13 protein-coding genes are annotated in these 16,389 nt (G+C 69.9%); 4 read left to right on the top strand and 9 right to left on the bottom strand.

Annotation, left to right across the window (positions count from 1 at the left end; all coding sequences use genetic code 11):
- Positions 1-15 precede the first annotated feature (15 nt).
- Positions 16-951, bottom strand: coding sequence for a M15 family metallopeptidase (locus FSY98_RS10550; RefSeq protein ID WP_144876413.1), 936 nt, complete (start codon positions 949-951; stop codon positions 16-18).
- A gap of 81 nt (positions 952-1,032) precedes the next feature.
- Here FSY98_RS10550 and FSY98_RS16835 point away from each other — a divergent pair, with 81 nt between their 5' ends.
- A complete protein-coding gene (locus tag FSY98_RS16835; RefSeq protein ID WP_144876411.1) occupies positions 1,033-3,183 on the top strand; it encodes an intein-containing Rv2578c family radical SAM protein in 2,151 nt (716 codons plus the stop codon).
- 61 nt (positions 3,184-3,244) lie between these two features.
- A complete protein-coding gene (locus FSY98_RS10540; RefSeq protein ID WP_144876711.1) occupies positions 3,245-3,784 on the top strand; it encodes a YaeQ family protein in 540 nt (179 codons plus the stop codon).
- Between the two features lie 243 nt (positions 3,785-4,027).
- On the opposite strand, the gene FSY98_RS10530 is transcribed toward FSY98_RS10540, so the two are convergent.
- A complete protein-coding gene (locus tag FSY98_RS10530; protein ID WP_144876409.1) occupies positions 4,028-6,376 on the bottom strand; it encodes a DEAD/DEAH box helicase in 2,349 nt (782 codons plus the stop codon).
- Between the two features lie 273 nt (positions 6,377-6,649).
- Here FSY98_RS10530 and FSY98_RS10525 point away from each other — a divergent pair, with 273 nt between their 5' ends.
- On the top strand, positions 6,650-7,546 hold the full coding sequence (locus FSY98_RS10525) for an aldose 1-epimerase family protein (protein ID WP_144876407.1): 897 nt from the start codon (positions 6,650-6,652) through the stop codon (positions 7,544-7,546).
- Between the two features lie 195 nt (positions 7,547-7,741).
- Here the strand turns inward: FSY98_RS10525 and FSY98_RS10520 are convergent, their stop codons facing one another.
- The 4 genes from FSY98_RS10520 to FSY98_RS10505 form a co-directional block, all read right to left on the bottom strand.
- Positions 7,742-11,014 carry an efflux RND transporter permease subunit gene (locus FSY98_RS10520; protein ID WP_144876405.1) on the bottom strand — a complete coding sequence of 1,091 codons (3,273 nt, stop codon included), beginning with the start codon at positions 11,012-11,014 and terminating at the stop codon, positions 7,742-7,744.
- Between the two features lie 19 nt (positions 11,015-11,033).
- A complete protein-coding gene (locus FSY98_RS10515) occupies positions 11,034-11,633 on the bottom strand; it encodes a TetR/AcrR family transcriptional regulator (protein WP_144876403.1) in 600 nt (199 codons plus the stop codon).
- Positions 11,634-11,730: 97 nt separating this feature from the next.
- The gene (locus FSY98_RS10510; RefSeq protein WP_144876401.1) at positions 11,731-12,090 is read right to left on the bottom strand and encodes a CrcB family protein; all 360 of its coding nucleotides are present in this window, start codon (positions 12,088-12,090) and stop codon (positions 11,731-11,733) included.
- Complete coding sequence (locus FSY98_RS10505; protein WP_144876399.1) at positions 12,087-12,476, bottom strand: CrcB family protein; 390 nt, start codon at positions 12,474-12,476, stop codon at positions 12,087-12,089. The genes FSY98_RS10510 and FSY98_RS10505 overlap by 4 nt, the downstream gene beginning before the upstream one ends.
- 108 nt (positions 12,477-12,584) lie before the next feature.
- On the opposite strand from FSY98_RS10505, the gene FSY98_RS10500 reads away from it, so the two are divergent.
- Positions 12,585-14,111, top strand: a complete 1,527-nt coding sequence (locus FSY98_RS10500) for an FAD-dependent oxidoreductase (RefSeq protein WP_144876397.1) — start codon at positions 12,585-12,587, stop codon at positions 14,109-14,111.
- Between the two features lie 4 nt (positions 14,112-14,115).
- Here FSY98_RS10500 and FSY98_RS10495 read toward each other — a convergent pair whose 3' ends face one another.
- From FSY98_RS10495 to FSY98_RS10485, 3 genes are all read right to left on the bottom strand, one after another.
- Positions 14,116-14,934, bottom strand: coding sequence for a nitroreductase family protein (locus tag FSY98_RS10495; RefSeq protein WP_144876395.1), 819 nt, complete (start codon positions 14,932-14,934; stop codon positions 14,116-14,118).
- Positions 14,935-14,938: 4 nt separating this feature from the next.
- Complete coding sequence (locus FSY98_RS10490; RefSeq protein ID WP_144876393.1) at positions 14,939-15,313, bottom strand: hypothetical protein; 375 nt, start codon at positions 15,311-15,313, stop codon at positions 14,939-14,941.
- Positions 15,314-15,483: 170 nt separating this feature from the next.
- The gene (locus FSY98_RS10485) at positions 15,484-16,272 is read right to left on the bottom strand and encodes a MerR family transcriptional regulator (RefSeq protein WP_144876391.1); all 789 of its coding nucleotides are present in this window, start codon (positions 16,270-16,272) and stop codon (positions 15,484-15,486) included.
- Positions 16,273-16,389: the final 117 nt, after the last annotated feature.

Below are 16,389 nucleotides of genomic sequence, written 5' to 3'. Positions count from 1 at the left end.
GGCGCCGAACGCCCCTCAGTGCGCGTAATCCGGCGCCGCAGGCAGCCCGAAGAACTGCTCCAGCGTGTGGTAGCCGCCGTGGTGGTAGGCGGCTGCGAGCTCGGTGCCGAGGTACCGCAGATGCCACGGCTCGGGCTTGTACCCGGTGATCCCGCTGCCGACCTGCTCGTACCGCACGATGAAGCCGTACCTCCAGGCGTTCTCGGCGACCCACGCGCCCTGCGCCGTCGCGCCGAACGCGTCGATCTCACCGCACTGCGGGCTGCAGGCCACCACATCGAGGGCGAGACCGGTCTGGTGCTCGCTGTGCCCGGCACGGGCCGACGCGGCATCCGCACCGGCCTGACCACTGCTGCGGACGTGCGACGCGTGCGTCGACACCTGCAGATCGTACGAGCGGTAGCCGTTGTTCGCGCCGATCCGCCCTGCGCCCTCGGCGGCAGCGGCGGCGGCGAGTTCGCCGATCGCCGCCGCGACGTCCGTCCGGGCCTGCCGGGAGCGCGTCGTCATCTCGAGCGGCATGTCGGAAAGCGATGCAGGGGCGAACGCGACCGGGTTCAAGGGACGCGCCTTGTTGACGACCACCCAGACGTGCGCGGGGTCGTCGAGCGCGATGCAGGGCGCGTTGCCTGCCACCACCGCGGCCCGGAACCTCTCGCCCCCGCCGAATCCCGCGATGATCGCGGCGTCGTCGGCGACGGCGATCGCCTCGATCACCGACGGCTCGGAGCACGGGTCGGCGGCGGTCGTCGCCCCGACCTGCACCGCGGGCACCTCGGCGACGATGACCGGCTCGGGCATAGGGGACTCCCGCTGGGCAGAGGTCGCGACGGGCGCGGCGGCGACAGACAGCAGGATGCCGACGGCGGTCACCGCGAGTCCGAGCGGCAGCGCGGGACCCCTGAGGGGCGAACGCGGAGCCGCATGCCGAGGCTGCGGCGTGCTGGTCATTCCCCCATTGTCGCTTAAGTCGATTCGAACACAGTTCCAGTTCCGTTGACAGACTCGTCGTTCATATGTTCGAATAGGCCGATGAGGTGGCAGGGGCAGAAGGTCGGTGATGTCGATACCGCTGCGCTGCCGGGGCTCGAGAATCGCGCCGGCATGCTGCGCTCGGTGACGACCCCCGAGTTCGCGGGGATGACGTTCCACGAGGTGCTGTCGAAGTCCGCCCTCAACCACGTACCCGGCGCGTCGCGGATGCCGTTCGCGTGGACGATCAATCCGTATCGCGGATGCAGCCATGCATGCATCTACTGCGTCTCACCAGACACGCTTATCTTGTGCGCTGACGGGAGACAGCGCCCGCTGCGCGACCTGGAGGTCGGAACGGCGATCATCGGCACTGAGCGGCGGGGCGATTACCGTCGCTATGTCCGCACCACCATTCAGGCGAAGTGGACCACGCGAAAGAAGGCCTACCGCGTGACGCTCGCCGACGGAACGACGATCGTCGCCAGCGGCGATCATCGCTTCCTCACCGAACGCGGATGGAAACACGTGATCGATGCGGAAGGCGGGCAACGCCCACATCTCACCACCAACAACCGACTGATGGGATTCGGCATGGGCGGCGCCCGTGCGACCACCGACGAGTCGTCGGAATCGTACCGTCGCGGCTATCTCTCCGGGATGATCCGTGGAGACGGAATGATCTTCCATGGCGCGTATCCCAGCGCGAAGCGCACCCGCGAGATCCACATGTTTCGGCTCGCATTGATCGACGACGAGGCGCTCTCGCGTACTCGCACCTTCCTCGAGCAGGAAGGAGTTCCCACTCGGACACGTCCCTTCGCCGTCGCGACGGAGACGCGCAGTGCCGCCGACGCGATCCACACTGCCGCCCGTGGTTCCGTCGAGACGATCGAGTCGCTCATCGTCCCACCGGAAGACAAAGATCACGACTGGCACGCGGGATTCCTTGGCGGCATCTTCGACGCGGAGGGCAGCTGCTCGCGCGGAATCCTGCGAATCTCCAACAAGGATGCCGAACTGATCGCCTGCATCCGGCACGCGCTGTCGGTGTTCGGCATCCCCCACGTGGCCGAGCCCCCTCAGCAGAACGGCGTTTCGACCGTGCGCATCACCGGCGGGCTGCCGAGCCGTCAGCGTTTCTTCACAGTGGCCGCGCCGGCTATCAGCCGCAAGCTGCGTCTCGAAGGCACGGCCGTCAAGAGCGTCGCCGATCTACGCGTAGTAAGCATCGAACCACTCCCCGGCGATCACGATCTTCTCGACATCACGACAGGGACCGGTGACTTCATCGCGAACGGTGTGATCAGCCACAACTGTTTCGCCCGCGGGACGCACGAATACCTCGACCTCGACGGCGGGGCGGACTTCGACTCGCAGATCGTCGTGAAGACCAACGTCGTCGAGGTGCTGCAACGGGAACTGCGCAAGGGCAGCTGGCAGCACGAGACCGTCGCGCTCGGCACGAACACCGACCCGTACCAGCGCGCCGAGGGGCGCTACAAGCTCATGCCGGGCATCATCGACGCTCTCGCGGCATCGGGCACGCCGATCTCGATCCTCACCAAGGGAACGTTGATCCGGCGCGACATCCCGCTGCTCGTGAAGGCGGCGCAGCGCGTGCCCGTCGACGTGCAGATGTCGATCGCGATGTACGACGACGAGCTGCAGAAGGCGATCGAGCCTGGCGCGCCGTCCACCCAGGCGCGACTCGACACGGTGAAGGCGCTCAGAGACGCCGGGTTCCCCGTCACCGTGTTCCTGATGCCGATCATGCCGCACATGACCGACTCGGTGGAGGCGATCGACACCGCGCTGAGACGGATCAAGGATGCCGGAGCGCGGCGCGTGATCTACGGCGCACTGCACCTGCGTCCGGGCGTCAAGCCCTGGTTCATGCAGTGGCTGGGCGAGGCGCGACCGGACCTCGTGTCGTCGTACCTCGGACTGTACCCGGGGGTGTCCGCCGAGGCGCCGAAGGGCTACCGTCAGTGGCTCGCGAAGCGTGCACGTCCGCTGATCCGCATGCATGGTCTCGACGGTCGCGACGAGAACGACTATCCCCGCCGGGGTACCCGCCCCGGACAGGGTCACGTCGACTCGATCTGGAGCCAGAACGAGTCGCAGGGCGGCGCTCTGGCGACGACCTCCGTCGGGTTCCGGACCACCGGACCGAGCACAGAGGCGCCCGCGCAGCCGATGCTGTTCTGACGGCGGTCGACGGCATCCGCTCGTCTCACCCTCCGGTTCGCAGCCCGTAGGCTCGATGACTATGGCGATCGGCTCGACAATCCACACGTTCGACGTGCAACTGGCAGACACGGATCGCGGCGTGTACGAGGATTACTCCCTCCGCGCCGCGCGGCATCCGTCCGAGACCGACGCCTACCTGCTCACCCGCCTGCTCGCCCTCGGCTTCGAGTACGCAGAGGGCATCGCCTTCGGCGGCAGCGTGTCGGACACCGAGGAGCCCGCGGTCGTCGTGCGCGACCTCACCGGACGCATCACCGTCTGGATCGAGGTCGGAGCCCCCGATGCCGAGCGGCTCCACCACGCGACCCGCCTCGCCGATCGCGTCGTCGTCTACACGCACCGCGACCCGGCCAAGGTCATGGCGCCCTGGGCCGACAAGCGCATCCACCGCGCCGACGATGTGCGCGTGTACAGCTTCGATCCCGGGTTCATCGAGTCGGCCGCGCCGCTGCTCGAACGCCGCAACGCGGTGACGATGACCGTCACCGAGCAGACTCTGTACCTGACTCTCAATGGCACGAGCCTGACCACAGCGGTGCACGAGCACGCGATCGGCTGAGGGTCCTCGCTCGACGGCCCCGCGGAGACGTCACCCCGTTTCGTCTCGTCGCTGCGCTCCTCGCTCAACGACCAGTGACCAGCGGCCAGCAACCAGCGACCGGCGACCGGCGACCGGTGACCGGTGACCGGTGACCGGTGACAGAGAATCCGCCGCGGGCGAGCGCAGCGAGACGACACGCGCCACGCGCACGAGAAGGCCCCGCCCGCGCGAACGCGAGACGGGGCCTTCCTGATGCAGCGGTCAGTCGGTGAGGTCGGCGGCCGACGGCATCCGCCCGGCGATCTCCTCGATCAGGTCGTCGTCGGCACGCGCGTTCTCGAACGGCGCCTCGATCTCGGCCCGGCTCAACAGCTCCGTCATGCGACGCTGTCGCTGACGCGTGATGAGCGTGACGACGCGACCCGAACGACCGGCGCGGCCGGTGCGGCCGGAGCGGTGCAGGTACGTCTTGTACTCGTCCGGTGCGTCGGCCTGGACGACCAGGTCGATGTCGTCGACGTGGATGCCGCGGGCCGCGACGTCCGTCGCGACGAGCACGTTCACCCGTCCCGAGGTGAGGCGCTCGAGGTTGCGGGTGCGCTTGGCCTGATTCAGGTCGCCATGCAGCGAGACGGCCGGGATGCCGGCGTCGTCGAACTGCTCGGCGAGCATGTCGGCGTAGGCGCGTGTGCGGGCGAAGACGAGGGTCTTGCCGTCACGGTCGACGAGCGACGTGAGGATGTCGGCCTTGTCGCGGTGCTCGATCACGAGGACGCGGTGCTCGATGGTGCTGGAGTCCTGGTCTTCGCCGGCGACCTCGTAGACGGCCGGGTCGACGAGGAACTCGTCGACGAGCGCGGCGACCTCGCGGTCGAGCGTCGCCGAGAACAGCAGCTTCTGGCTGCCGTCGGCCGTGTGACGCAGGATGCGCTGCACGGGTTCGACGAATCCGAGCTCGCACATGTGGTCGGCCTCGTCGAGCACCGCGATGCGGCAGTCGGAGAGGTCGAGCTTGCCCTGGTTGATGAGGTCTTCGACGCGCCCAGGCGTGCCGATCACGATGTCGACGCCCTTCTTCAGGGCTCCGACCTGGCGCCCCTGCGGCACGCCGCCGTAGATCTGGGTGGTGAACAGGCCGACGCTGCGGGCGATGGGCTGGATCGTGCGGTCGATCTGCAGGGCGAGCTCCCGCGTCGGAGCGAGGATGATCGCGCGCGGCGAACGTCCGAACTCACGGCGCTTGCCCGCCTGCGACTGCAGCACCCGCTCGACGAGCGGCGCGCCGAACGCGATGGTCTTGCCTGAGCCGGTGCGCCCGCGGGCGAGCACGTCGCGGCCCTCGAGCACGGCCGGAATGCTGGCGGCCTGGATCGGGAACGGGTTGGCCGCCCCCATGTTCGCGAGAGTCTCGACGATGTTCGAGCCCAGACCGAGGTCGGCGAACGTCACGTCGTTCACCTCGACCGCCTGCACGGCCTTCGCCTCGAGGCGCTCGTGCACGACATCCTCGGTCGGCTCGAACGCGGCCTTGGGTGTGGCGTTCCAGTCGTTGCGGCTGGGACGCGCCTCACGGCCGGCACGGTCATCGCGGCGGGGACGGTCGGTGCGGTACGCGCCACCGGTCGACGGACGCGAACGCTCGTCACGGCCGCCCTCGATCGCGCGCTGCGTGCGATCTCGATCGAACGCACGGCGGGCACGGTCGGCGTCGTACGAGCGTGCAGGGCGGTCGGCGCCTCCACGGTTGTCGCGGTCATCACGGCGCGGGCGGTCGTCGCGGTCGAAGCGCGGACGCTCGGCCCGGTCGCCGAAGCGCGGACGCTCGGCACGGTCGCCGAAGCGCGGACGCTCGGCACGGTCGCCGAAGCGCGGACGCTCGCCGCCGCGGTTCGAGCGGTCGCCGAAGCCGCGGTCGTCACGGCGCGACCGATCGTCGCGGTCGAACCGCGGACGCTCCGTGCGGCCGCCGTCGCGGTGATCGTTGTCGCGGAAGCCCTGGCGCTGGCTGCCGCGGTCCTCGCGCCGCGGGCGCGCATCGCGATCGAAGCGCTCTCCGCCGCGGTCGTCACGGTAGGTCCCAGGGCCGGTCGGGCGCTGTCCGCCGCGGTCGTCACGGTCGAAGCGCGGACGCTCGGGCCGGTCGTCCCGGCGGGGACGGTCGTCGAATCGGCGGGTGCCGGCCGGTCGGTCGTTGCCGTACCGGGGGCGCTCGGAACGCTCGCCGAAACGCGGGTTCTCGTCGCGGCGGAGCGGTGCCTCGCGGCGGCCGGACTCGGCGCGGTTGCGGATGCTGCGAGCCTCGTCTCGTCCGGCACGCTCCTGCGCACCCCACCGCTGCTTGGGCGCACCGCCCTCTTCGGCCGCGCGGTAGCCGCGGTGACCGGGGCTGCGGCTGCCCGGACGACGGTCGTAGCCGGCGGCAGCGGGGCGCCGCTCGCCGGCATCCGTCCGTCCGCCACGGGCATCGCGGGTGTCACGCCCGTCGCGGGTGTCACGCGCTCCGTCACGGCCGCCGGCGTGACGGTCGTGGAACGAGGTCTTCTTCGCGCCGTAGCGCGGCTCGAAGTTGGCGGCGGGGCGGCCGCCGCGGGGCTTCTTGTTCTTGGGCATGAGTGTGTCCTTCTGGGTTCTCGCACGAGAACAGCGCTGCGCACACGCGCGAGCACCCGGCATCCGATCGAGCGATCGTGCTGCGGGTCCGGACTGTCAGCGGCCGGGGCCATTCATGTGATGGTTGATTTACGTCGATCGACGCTCACCATCGGCCCCTGGGCTCACACTTCTTGCACAAAAACGTCCGCGTCCATACGCGGGTGCCCGAAGCCGACCGCACCAGTGTACCGGTCACACCTGAGAGGACGCCTGCCGCCCTACGATGGCGGCATGAGCACCGCATCCCCCACCGGCACCCAGGTCCACCTCCAATTGGGCGAGGTGTCGGCGCAGATCGCGCAGGTGGGCGCGTCTCTGCGCTCTCTGCGCATCGGAGCGGTCGACCTGATCGCCCCGTATCCGCTCGACGCGCCGACGCCCTCCTGCTCCGGCGTGGTGCTGGTGCCGTGGCCGAACCGCGTGCGCGACGGGCGATGGCACGACGAGGGCACAGAGCGGCAGCTCGCCATCACCGAACCGAAGTTCGGGAACGCCAGCCACGGGCTGCTGCGATTCACCGCGTACGAGATCACCGAGGGCGCGTCGTCGGCCACCCTGCGCACCTCGGTCGTGCCGCAGACGGGCTACCCGTACCTGCTCGAGACGAGCGTGACGTACACGCTGCGTGCCGACGGCATCGACGTCGAGCACGTCGTCACCAATCAGTCGGCGACTGCGGCGCCCGTAGCGGTCGGATCGCATCCGTTCCTGACGATCGGCGACGTCGCCGAAGCGGACCTCGTGCTGCGCGTCTCGGCCGGCACGGCGATCGAGACGGACGAGCGGATGCTGCCCGTCGGCACGCGCCCGATCGACTCCGCCGTGCGTGACGGCGTACGCCTCGGCGACGTCTCTCTCGACACCGGATTCACCGAACTGGAGCGGGATGCCGACGGCGTGGCGCGCCACTCCCTCACCGCACCGGACGGCCGTCGCCTGACCCTCTGGCAGGGCGAGGGCTACGAGGTCGTGCAGGTCTTCACGACAGACAAGTACCCCGGGCGTCCGCTGGCCGTCGCGATGGAGCCGATGACCGCTCCGGCCGACGCGTTCAACAGCGGTACCGGACTGCGGCGCCTCGCCCCCGGCGAGACCTGGACCCTGCACTGGGGCATCACGCTCGACTGAGCGACGCAGCTCCCCCCGCATCCCCCCGCCCCCGCCCCCGCCCCCTCACCCTCGTCCTCACCCTCGCCCTCGCCCCGCCCGCGCCCCCACTCCCGTCGCCGAGACCCCGGGTTCGCGCCGAGACCCCGCCCCGCTGACGTCAGCAGGGCGGGGTCTCGGCGAGAGAGCGGGGTCTCGGCGGAAGGACGAGCAGCGCTAGTCGCCGCGCTCCCGCAGCTCGCGACGCGTGAGCTGCGGGGCGTGCGGGAGGCCGGATGCCGGAGCCGACGACGCCCCGGATGCCGCGGCGGGCGCGCCGGATGACGCGGCGGCAGCGCCGACCGGCACGGGGCCACCCGAGCCGCCAGGGCCGTCGCCCGCGGCATCCGTCGTCGCAGACACCATGCGCCTGCGGGAGAAGAGCCGGCGGAACCACGACGGACGGTTGCGCGCCCGGCGCCGTTCCTTCGCGCCCTCGACGAGGTTGTACAGCGTCGGGAGCACGATCAGCGTGAGCACCGTCGACGACAGCAGTCCGCCGATCACCACGATCGCGAGCGGCTGCGAGATGAAGCCGCCGTGACCGGTGATGCCGAGTGCCATCGGGGTGAGCGCGAGGATCGTGGCGAGTGCGGTCATGAGGATCGGCCGCAGTCGCTTCTCTCCACCGGCCATCACCGCCTCGGCGGTCGACAGACCCTTCTCCCGGTACTGGTTCACGAGGTCGATGAGCACGATGGCGTTCGTCACCACGATGCCGATGAGCATCAGCACCCCGATCAGCGACGCCACACCCAGGGGCACGCCGGTCACGACCTGCAGCAGGATCGCGCCCGTCGCCGCGAACGGCACCGAGATCAGCAGCAGCAGCGGCTGGCGCAGCGACTTGAACGTGGCGACCATGACGACGTACACGATGAGGATGGCCGCGAGCATCGCGAGTCCGAGCTGCGAGAACGAGTCGGACTGCTGCGACGCGACACCGCCGACCTCGGCCGACGCCCCGTCGGGCAGATCGACCGCGGCGAGCGCCTCAGACACCGACGCCGTCGCGGTGGCGAGGTTGTCGGATGCCGGGGGCACCGTGATCGTCGCGGTGCGTCGACCCTGCTCGGTGGTGATCGAGGTGGGGCCGTTGCGCTCCTCGACGGTCGCGAGGTCCTGCAGCTGCGCGACGCCCGTGGGGGTGGGTATCGCGAGCTCGCGCAGCGCCTGAGCGGTCGTGGGCGGGGTGGCGTTCGCGAGGTAGACCGTCAGCGAGGAGTCGTCGATCTCGACCGATCCCACCTGTTGCGGACGCATGGCGTTCGACACGATCGCGCCGACGGCGACCTCGGAGAGCCCCCGCGCGGCGGCGCCGTCGCGGTCGACGACCACGGCCAGGTACGGCAGCGCGGCGGCGAGATTGTCGGTGACCTGTCCGACGCCGTCTCGGCCCTTCAGCTCGTCGACCACGGCCGAGGTCGCGGCGTCGAGGTCGTCGCTGTTCGACGCGGTGACGGTGATCTCGATGTCGCTGGATCCGAAGCCGGTGGATGCCGCGACCGACACCTCGCCGACATCGGTGAGCTTCTCGATCGCGTCCTGCACCTCGGCGCGGAGCGCCTCCTGGTCGGCGTCGCCGTCGGTGAGCACCGAGTAGGTGACCCCGGCGCCGCCCGAGAAGGCGTCTCGCAGCGCGGAGCCGCTGGACCCGATGGATGCCTGCACGTGCTCGACGCCGTCGATGTCGAGCAGGGCGTCCTCGACGGCGATCGCCGCCTGCGACTTCGTCTCGAGGCTGGCCGTCGGACCGAGGTCCTGCGTGACCGTCATCGTGTTCTGGCCGGAGTCGCTGAGGAAGTTGATCTTCATCAGCGGGACAGCGGCGATCGTCCCGCCGAGCACGACGACGGCGAGGAGCACGGTGATGAACGAGTGCTTGAGCGTCCAGCCGAGGATCGGACGGTAGCCGCGCTGCAGTCGCGTCGGCGGAGCATCCGGATGCTCCGGATCGATCTGCACGCCGCTCTCGTCGAGCAGCGGCTTGCCCGGTCGCAGGAACCAGTAGGCGAGAACCGGCACGATGGTCAGCGACACCAGCAGCGAGGCGACCATCGCGATCGACACGGTCATGGCGAAGGGCCGGAACAGCTCGCCCACCGCGTCTCCGACGAACACGAGCGGCAGGAAGACGGCGACCGTGGTGATCGTCGACGAGGTCACCGCCATCGCCACCTCGCGCACCGCGAGCCGGATCGCATCGCCCTTGTCGGCATCGCCGACGTAGTGCCTCTTGATGTTCTCGATGACGACGATCGAGTCGTCGACGACGCGTCCGATCGCGATCGTGAGAGCGCCGAGGGTGAGAACGTTCAGCGAGTAGCCGAACGCCTGCAGACCGATGAAGGTGATGAGCACGCTCGTGGGGATCGAGATCGCGGTCACGAGCGTCGAACGGATCGACAGCAGGAACACGAGGATGACGATCACGGCGAACGCCAGACCCAGGAGGCCCTCGGTGGCGAGGGTCTCGATGGACTGCTCGATGAACGGCGCCTGGTCGAAGATGATCGTGAACTCGGCATCCGGCAGCGCCTCGCCGATCTCGTCGAGCGCGGCGATGATGCCCTCCGACACCTCGACGGTGTTTGCGGCGGGGAGCTTGGTGATCGAGATCGACAGGGCGTCCTCGCCGTCGACCCGCGAGAGCGACGAGACAGGATCGGTCTCCTGCACGACGGTCGCGACGTCGCCGATCGTGACGTCGGTGCCGACGATGGGCAGTGCGGCGATCTCGTCGACCGAGGTAATCTTCGCACCCGTCTGCACGGTGAGCGTCTGGCCGTTCTCGGTGATGTCGCCGCCCGGGAAGAGGGTGCCGTTCTGCTCGAGCGCATCGCTGATCGCCTGGGTGCTCTCGCCCTGCGCGGCGAGCGCGGCGACGTCGGGCGTGATGGTGATGCGCTGTCCGACGCCGCCGATGATCTGCGCCGCATTGACGCCGTCGACGTCTTCGAGGTCGGGGATCGCGACGTTCTCGAGCTGGGTCTGCGCGTCCTGCGCGTTCTCGAAGCCGGTCACCGCGACCTGGATGACGGGGAAGTCGTCGACCGACACCGCGAGCACCTGTGGGCTGATGCCCTCGGGCAGCTGCGCCGAGATGCGGTTGATCGCCTGCTGCATCTTCTGCTCGGCGGTCGCGAGGTCGGTGCCGTAGGCGAACGTCGCCTGCACGACCGACGCGTTCGTGGTGCTCGTCGCGGTGGTGCTCTCGAGGCCGGGCACGCCCTGGATCGCCGCTTCGATGGGCGTCGACACGTCATTCTCGACGACCTCGGGCGAGGCGCCGGGGTAGGTCGCCGTGACGACGAGGTTCGGCAGCTCGAGCGACGGGATGAGCTCCTGCTTCAGGTTCGTCAGGGCGAGTCCGCCGAACACCGCGGCGACGATCGTGATGAGGGCGATCAGAGCGCGGTTCTTCAGACTCAGGACGGCGAGTTTCGACACGGGATTCTCTCTCTGTCGGTCAGGCGGATGCGGCGGCGGATGCGGCGGATGATGGTGCGGACGCCGGTGCGGGACAGAGGATCCCGGCGAGGGCGTCTCGGATCAGCTCTTCGTCGAGCGGCTCGTCGTGGATCTGTGCGTGCCAGAGTACGCCGTCGATGAAGACGGCGGCGGCCCTGGCGCGATCGAGGCCGTGCACGGGCGACATGAAGCCGACGATCTCGTCGGACCACTGTCGCGCGAAGGCGCGTACCCGGGGGTCGTGCACGGCGGCGGTGACCACCGCGCGGTCGGCGTGCACGGCTCGCGCGTCGTCGAGCGCCTGCCGCACGAGACGGGCGATGCCGGCGGGCGTCACGCCTTCGGCGACCACCGCCTGCCTGGTCTCGTCGATGCGCTCCTGGATCTCGGCGGCGAGGGCGCCGAGAGCCGCCTCGCGCAGGTCGTCGAGGGTGGCGAAGTACTGCGTCGTGGCGCCGAGCGGCACACCCGCCCTCGTCGCGACCTTGCGGTGCGTGAGCGCGTCGACGCCGACCTCGATGATGAGTTCGGCGGCGGCCGTCACGATCTCGCGGCGTCGGGCCTCTGGGTCGCGGCGACGCCGGATCGTCTCGCTCATCGGGCCTCCTGTACGCCTGTACATGTACGTTTGTACATCTTGCCCGTCGAGTCTGAGCGTTTGCCCTGGAGCGAGAGCGGAGGCGCGGCAACCCCTGTCAGAACTGCGCGCCGAGCAGCAGCCCGAGCGCCGCCGCCGCGAGACCGAGCACGAGCATCCCGACGGCGACGAAGAGGGATGCCGCGCGCTCGCCGTCGCGCCACAGGGCGACCGCGTCGAGCATCGCCGTGCTGAACGTCGTGAATCCGCCGAGCAGACCGGCTCCGATCAGGAAGGCGGCGTCGGGCAGAGCCGTCGTCACGACCCCCAGCGCGAACGAGCCGGACAGGTTGACGACGAGGATCCCCCACGGGAACCGCCGGCCGACGACCGCGCCGACGGCGAGGTCGAGCACGTAGCGGAGCACCGCGCCCGCTCCCCCGGCGAGCGCCGCGCCGACGAACAGCAGCGGAGTCACGCGGTCGCCTCCGGCGGGGATGCCGCGGTTCGCGGTCGTCCGAGGCGCAGCCCCAGTGCGGCCGCGGCGAGTCCGAGCACGAGGCTGCCGACCGCGTAGGCCGCGGCGAGCGCCGGCGCGCTGCCCCAGAGCTCGACGGCGCCGACCATGAAGGCGCTGTAGGTCGTGAACCCGCCGAGGACGCCCGTGCCGAGGAGCACCCGCAGGTCGGTGGTCCGCGGCATCCGGGCGGCGAGGAATCCGATGAGGAACGCCCCGACGATGTTGACGGCGAATGTCGCCACGGGGAAGCCGGCGGCATCCGGGATCCACAGCCCCAGGGCGAGTCGAGCCGCGGTCCCGACTGTGCCCCCGAGGAAGACGAGGAGCGCGCGGCGGGGAGTCACCCGGCAACTCTAGCCCCGGCGTCGGCGCTCCCCGGCGGCCCGTCGCAGGCCCACCGGGGAAAGTCAACCCGCTGTGCAGCCGGCCGCCCCGAGGCGAACACTGGTGCCATGAAGCCGCTGTGGAAGCTCGACCGCACCCCGCCCACAGGCACCCCGTTCGACCCCGGCGCACGACACGACGTCATCATCGTCGGAGCCGGTCTCACCGGGCTCTCGACCGCCGTGATGCTCACGCGGGCGGGTCTCGACGTCGCGGTCTTGGAGTCCGGATCGGTCGGCGAGCTCGCTTCGGGCGGCAACACCGGCAAGCTGTCGCTGCTGCAGGCCCAGCGCCTCGCCGAGATCCGACGCCACCACAATGCACCGCTGCTGCAGGCGTACGTCGACGGCAACCGCGCGGGCATGGACTGGCTCATCGCGTTCGCCGACCAGGCCGGCGTGCCGTACGAGCGACGCACCGACCACACGTACGCCCAGTCGCCCGACGGACTCGAATCGGTGCGGGCCCAGCATGCGGCAGCACAGGAGGCCGGGCTCCCCACCCGCATGCTCACCGCCGGCGAGCTGAACGTCGACTTCCCGGCGGCGGGCGCCGTCGCCCTCGACGACCAGGTGACGATCGATCCGATGCGCGTGACCGAGGCGCTCGCGTCCGAGTTCCTCGCGGCCGGGGGCACCCTGCACACCGGGGTGCGGGTCACCGCGACGCATGCGCTGCCGGAGCCCCGCGTCGAGACCCCGGTCGGCCCGCTGTTCGCGCAGCACATCGTCATCGCCACCGGGTACCCGATCCTCGACCGCGGTCTTTACTTCTCGAAGATGCGGGCGTTCCGGTCGTACTGCGTGTCGTTCCGGGTGCCAGGCGGCATCCCCGATTCCACGTTCATCTCGACCGACCAGCCGACCCGGTCCATCCGCCCCGTGTCCGAGGCAGACGGGCCAGGCGGCACGGCGCAGCTGGTCGTCGGCGGCAACGGGCACCCGGTCGGGCGGTCCGACGGCGAGCGCGCCGCGGTGGACGAGCTCGTCGAATGGACGCAGAAGTTCTTCCCCGGCGCGGAGGAGACGCATCGCTGGTCGGCGCAGGACTACGAATCGCACAACCAGATCCCGTTCGTCGGAGCGATGCCGCGGGGTCTCGGCCGCATCCGGTTCGCGACCGGCTACGCGAAGTGGGGGCTCTCCAACGCCCCCGCCGCGGCGCTGCGGCTCACCACCGAGATCCTCGGTGCGAGCTGGCACGACCGGCCGGGCTGGATGGTGAAGATCGGCACCCGACTGACCGTGCCCGCCGACCTCGCCCGCGGCGCCGTCGAGGGTGCGAAGGTCGCGACCGAGGCCGCCAAGGGGTGGATCGACGCCGAGAAGACGTCCGTCCCCGTACCTCGGCCCGCCGAGGGCGAGGGCGTCGTCGCGAATCGGAGTGGGCTTCCCGTCGGCATCTCCACCGTCGACGGCGTCACCAGGGCGGTCGACGCCGTGTGCCCGCACCTCGGTGGCGTGCTCGACTGGAATGACGCGGACTGCACGTGGGACTGCCCCCTGCACGCCTCGCGTTTCACCGCCGACGGAACCCGCATCGAGGGCCCCGCGCTCAGCGACCTGAAGGAGCTGCCCCGGACGCCGAGGGGCTGATCCGTCAGTCCCGGGTCGCCGCCTCGGCGGGAGGAGTGTCCCATCCCTGCTGCGGCGCATCGCAGGTCTCGCGGAACACGTACTGCGACGCGAGCTTGCGCTGGTGGCTCGACCAGTCGATCGCCGGACGGCGCTGGTCGTGCGGCAGGTACCCCAACCGGTACACGGCCATGAGCTCGAGATCGTCGGGCACGTGCAGCAGATCGATGATCTCCTCCCACTTGCCCGGCACCTCCATGGGGAACGAGATGAACTGGATGCCCATGCCGAGCTCGACCGTCGTGAGCCAGACGTTCTCCATCGCTGCGCCCATGCTGAACACCGAGTAGAACGATGACAGCTGTCCCGGTCGGTACTCGCTGCGGTCGAGCATGACGCCGAGCAGCAGCGGAGACCCGGCGACGAGCTTCTGGTTCTCCTCGCCGAGAGTCTTCGGCACTCCGAACGTGTTCATGAGCTTCTGCCCGCGCTTCGTGAACACCTGGCTCGTGAACGGTCGCAGGGCCGCGGGGAGCTTGTCGAACAGCATCCCGCTGCGCTTCTGCTCCATCTCGGCCTGGCTGAACCGGAAGTACGGCTTGTAGCGCTCGAAGAACGTGCCGTTCGACATCGCCTCGGTCATGCTCTCGCCCGAGATACGGGCGATGCTGTCGATCGTCTCGCGGTTCTCGATCACGACGAACCGCCACGGCTGACTGTTCAGCTGCGACGGAGCGCGACCAGCCGCCTCGAGCAGCAGCCGCTGATGCTCCTCCGAGACGGGATCGGGCAGGAACGGCCCGTTCGTGGTCTTGCGGCGGCGGATGACATCGAGCAGTTCCATGCGTTCACTTCCGGTAGAAGGGGATGCGCGAGCACACCAGGCCCGCGACGAGGAAGGGGGCGGCGGCGAGCGCGACCAACGGATGCCGTCGCGTGTGCGTCCCGAGATACGGGATCGCCGCGAGGGGCACGAGGGCGGGAGCGAGGGATGCCGCGGCTCGGCGGCTCTCGGCCTTCGGCCTGCCCCACCATGCGGCGCTGACGGCGGCCACGGTCGCAACGCACGTCGCGATGTAGATGGCGTGGTGGACCCAGCGGAACCCGCGGGTGTCGATGACTCGTGCGGCGACGGCGCTGCCCAGCGCGACGTTGGCGGCGTAGGCGGCGGGGGCGGCGATGAACAGCGGAGCCGCATTCGTGCGCTTCCGACGGTGGGCCATGGCTCGACCCTACGCCCCGCCACCGGCATCCGTTCGTGCTCTTGCGTCGCGTGCCCGTGTTCGATACGCGGCCTGCGGAAGGCGGCTCGTCTCGTCTCGTCGCTGCGCTCCTCGCTCAACGACCAGGGCCCCGGTCGTTGAGCGAGCGCAGCGAGACGAAACGCGCCGCGCTACAGGTGCGCGTCCGCGTACACGCGGAGGGCGTCGCGCACGAACTCTGCGCCGTGCGTGCCGCCGGAGGACGTCGCGTAGTTCGCACCGAAGCGCGGATCGGTCACGTACATCTCGCCGAGGCCGATCACGTATGCCTTGATGTCTCCGCCCGGCACGGACGCCGGAGTTCCGGGCACGCCGGCGAGCCAGTCCAAGTGACGCCGGGCGACGTCCTGCGCCTTCGCGGATGCCGGGTCGACGCTGCTCTCCGCGGCGGCGATCCAGTCCCGACCCAGGTCGGCCACACGCTGTTGCCACTCGGCGCGCTCGGCATCCGTCATCCCGCGCCACCAGCGATCTCCGTCGGCGTAGGCCTTGCGGCCCCAGCGCTGCTCGACCTCGCCCTTGTACCGCGTGTGGTCGAAGCCGTCGAACATGTTCTCTGCCATCAGTTCTTCACCTCCTCTCAGTGACGCGATGGTGTGCTCGACCGACGCGACCTGACGCGCCAGCCGGTTCTGCTCCTCGCGGAGGAGCGCGAGGTGGGTCTCGAGCGCCGACGCCTCGGTCGTCGCGTCGGTGGTCGACCGCAGCACCTTTTCGATCTGCGGCAGCCCGAGTCCGAGTTCTCGCAGCAGAAGAATCCGCTGCAGTCGCACGAGCGCGGCCTCGTCGTAGTGCCGGTAGCCGTTGTGCGCGATGCGCGTGGGCGTGAGCAAGCCGATGTCGTCGTAGTGGCGCAGCGTCCTACTGGTGGTACCCGCGAGGCGCGCGATCTCCTGAATCGACCAGTCCCTCCCGTCCATGCTTCTCCTGTTCGGTGTTCGCCGTCCGCTGTTCTTCGTTCGAGTTCTCACGATAGAAGTTGACGTCGCGTCAAGGTCAAGATAACAACCCTTGACAAGTTCGAGATATATCGTGTT

Source organism: Microbacterium sp. 1.5R, from assembly GCF_007667425.1.
GTDB lineage: Bacteria > Actinomycetota > Actinomycetes > Actinomycetales > Microbacteriaceae > Microbacterium.
Note: the sequence above shows the minus strand (reverse complement) of the source record. Positions and strands in the feature narration are given on the sequence as shown.

Coding starts and splice junctions, on each gene's coding strand:
- FSY98_RS10530 (WP_144876409.1), bottom strand. CDS start 6,376: ATGCCCAAGAACAAGAAGCCCCGCGGCGGCCGCCCCGCCGCCAACTTC.
- FSY98_RS10490 (WP_144876393.1), bottom strand. CDS start 15,313: ATGGCCCACCGTCGGAAGCGCACGAATGCGGCTCCGCTGTTCATCGCC.
- FSY98_RS10525 (WP_144876407.1), top strand. CDS start 6,650: ATGAGCACCGCATCCCCCACCGGCACCCAGGTCCACCTCCAATTGGGC.
- FSY98_RS10495 (WP_144876395.1), bottom strand. CDS start 14,934: ATGGAACTGCTCGATGTCATCCGCCGCCGCAAGACCACGAACGGGCCG.
- FSY98_RS10515 (WP_144876403.1), bottom strand. CDS start 11,633: ATGAGCGAGACGATCCGGCGTCGCCGCGACCCAGAGGCCCGACGCCGC.
- FSY98_RS10485 (WP_144876391.1), bottom strand. CDS start 16,272: ATGGACGGGAGGGACTGGTCGATTCAGGAGATCGCGCGCCTCGCGGGT.
- FSY98_RS16835 (WP_144876411.1), top strand. CDS start 1,033: ATGAGGTGGCAGGGGCAGAAGGTCGGTGATGTCGATACCGCTGCGCTG.
- FSY98_RS10550 (WP_144876413.1), bottom strand. CDS start 951: ATGACCAGCACGCCGCAGCCTCGGCATGCGGCTCCGCGTTCGCCCCTC.
- FSY98_RS10500 (WP_144876397.1), top strand. CDS start 12,585: ATGAAGCCGCTGTGGAAGCTCGACCGCACCCCGCCCACAGGCACCCCG.
- FSY98_RS10540 (WP_144876711.1), top strand. CDS start 3,245: ATGGCGATCGGCTCGACAATCCACACGTTCGACGTGCAACTGGCAGAC.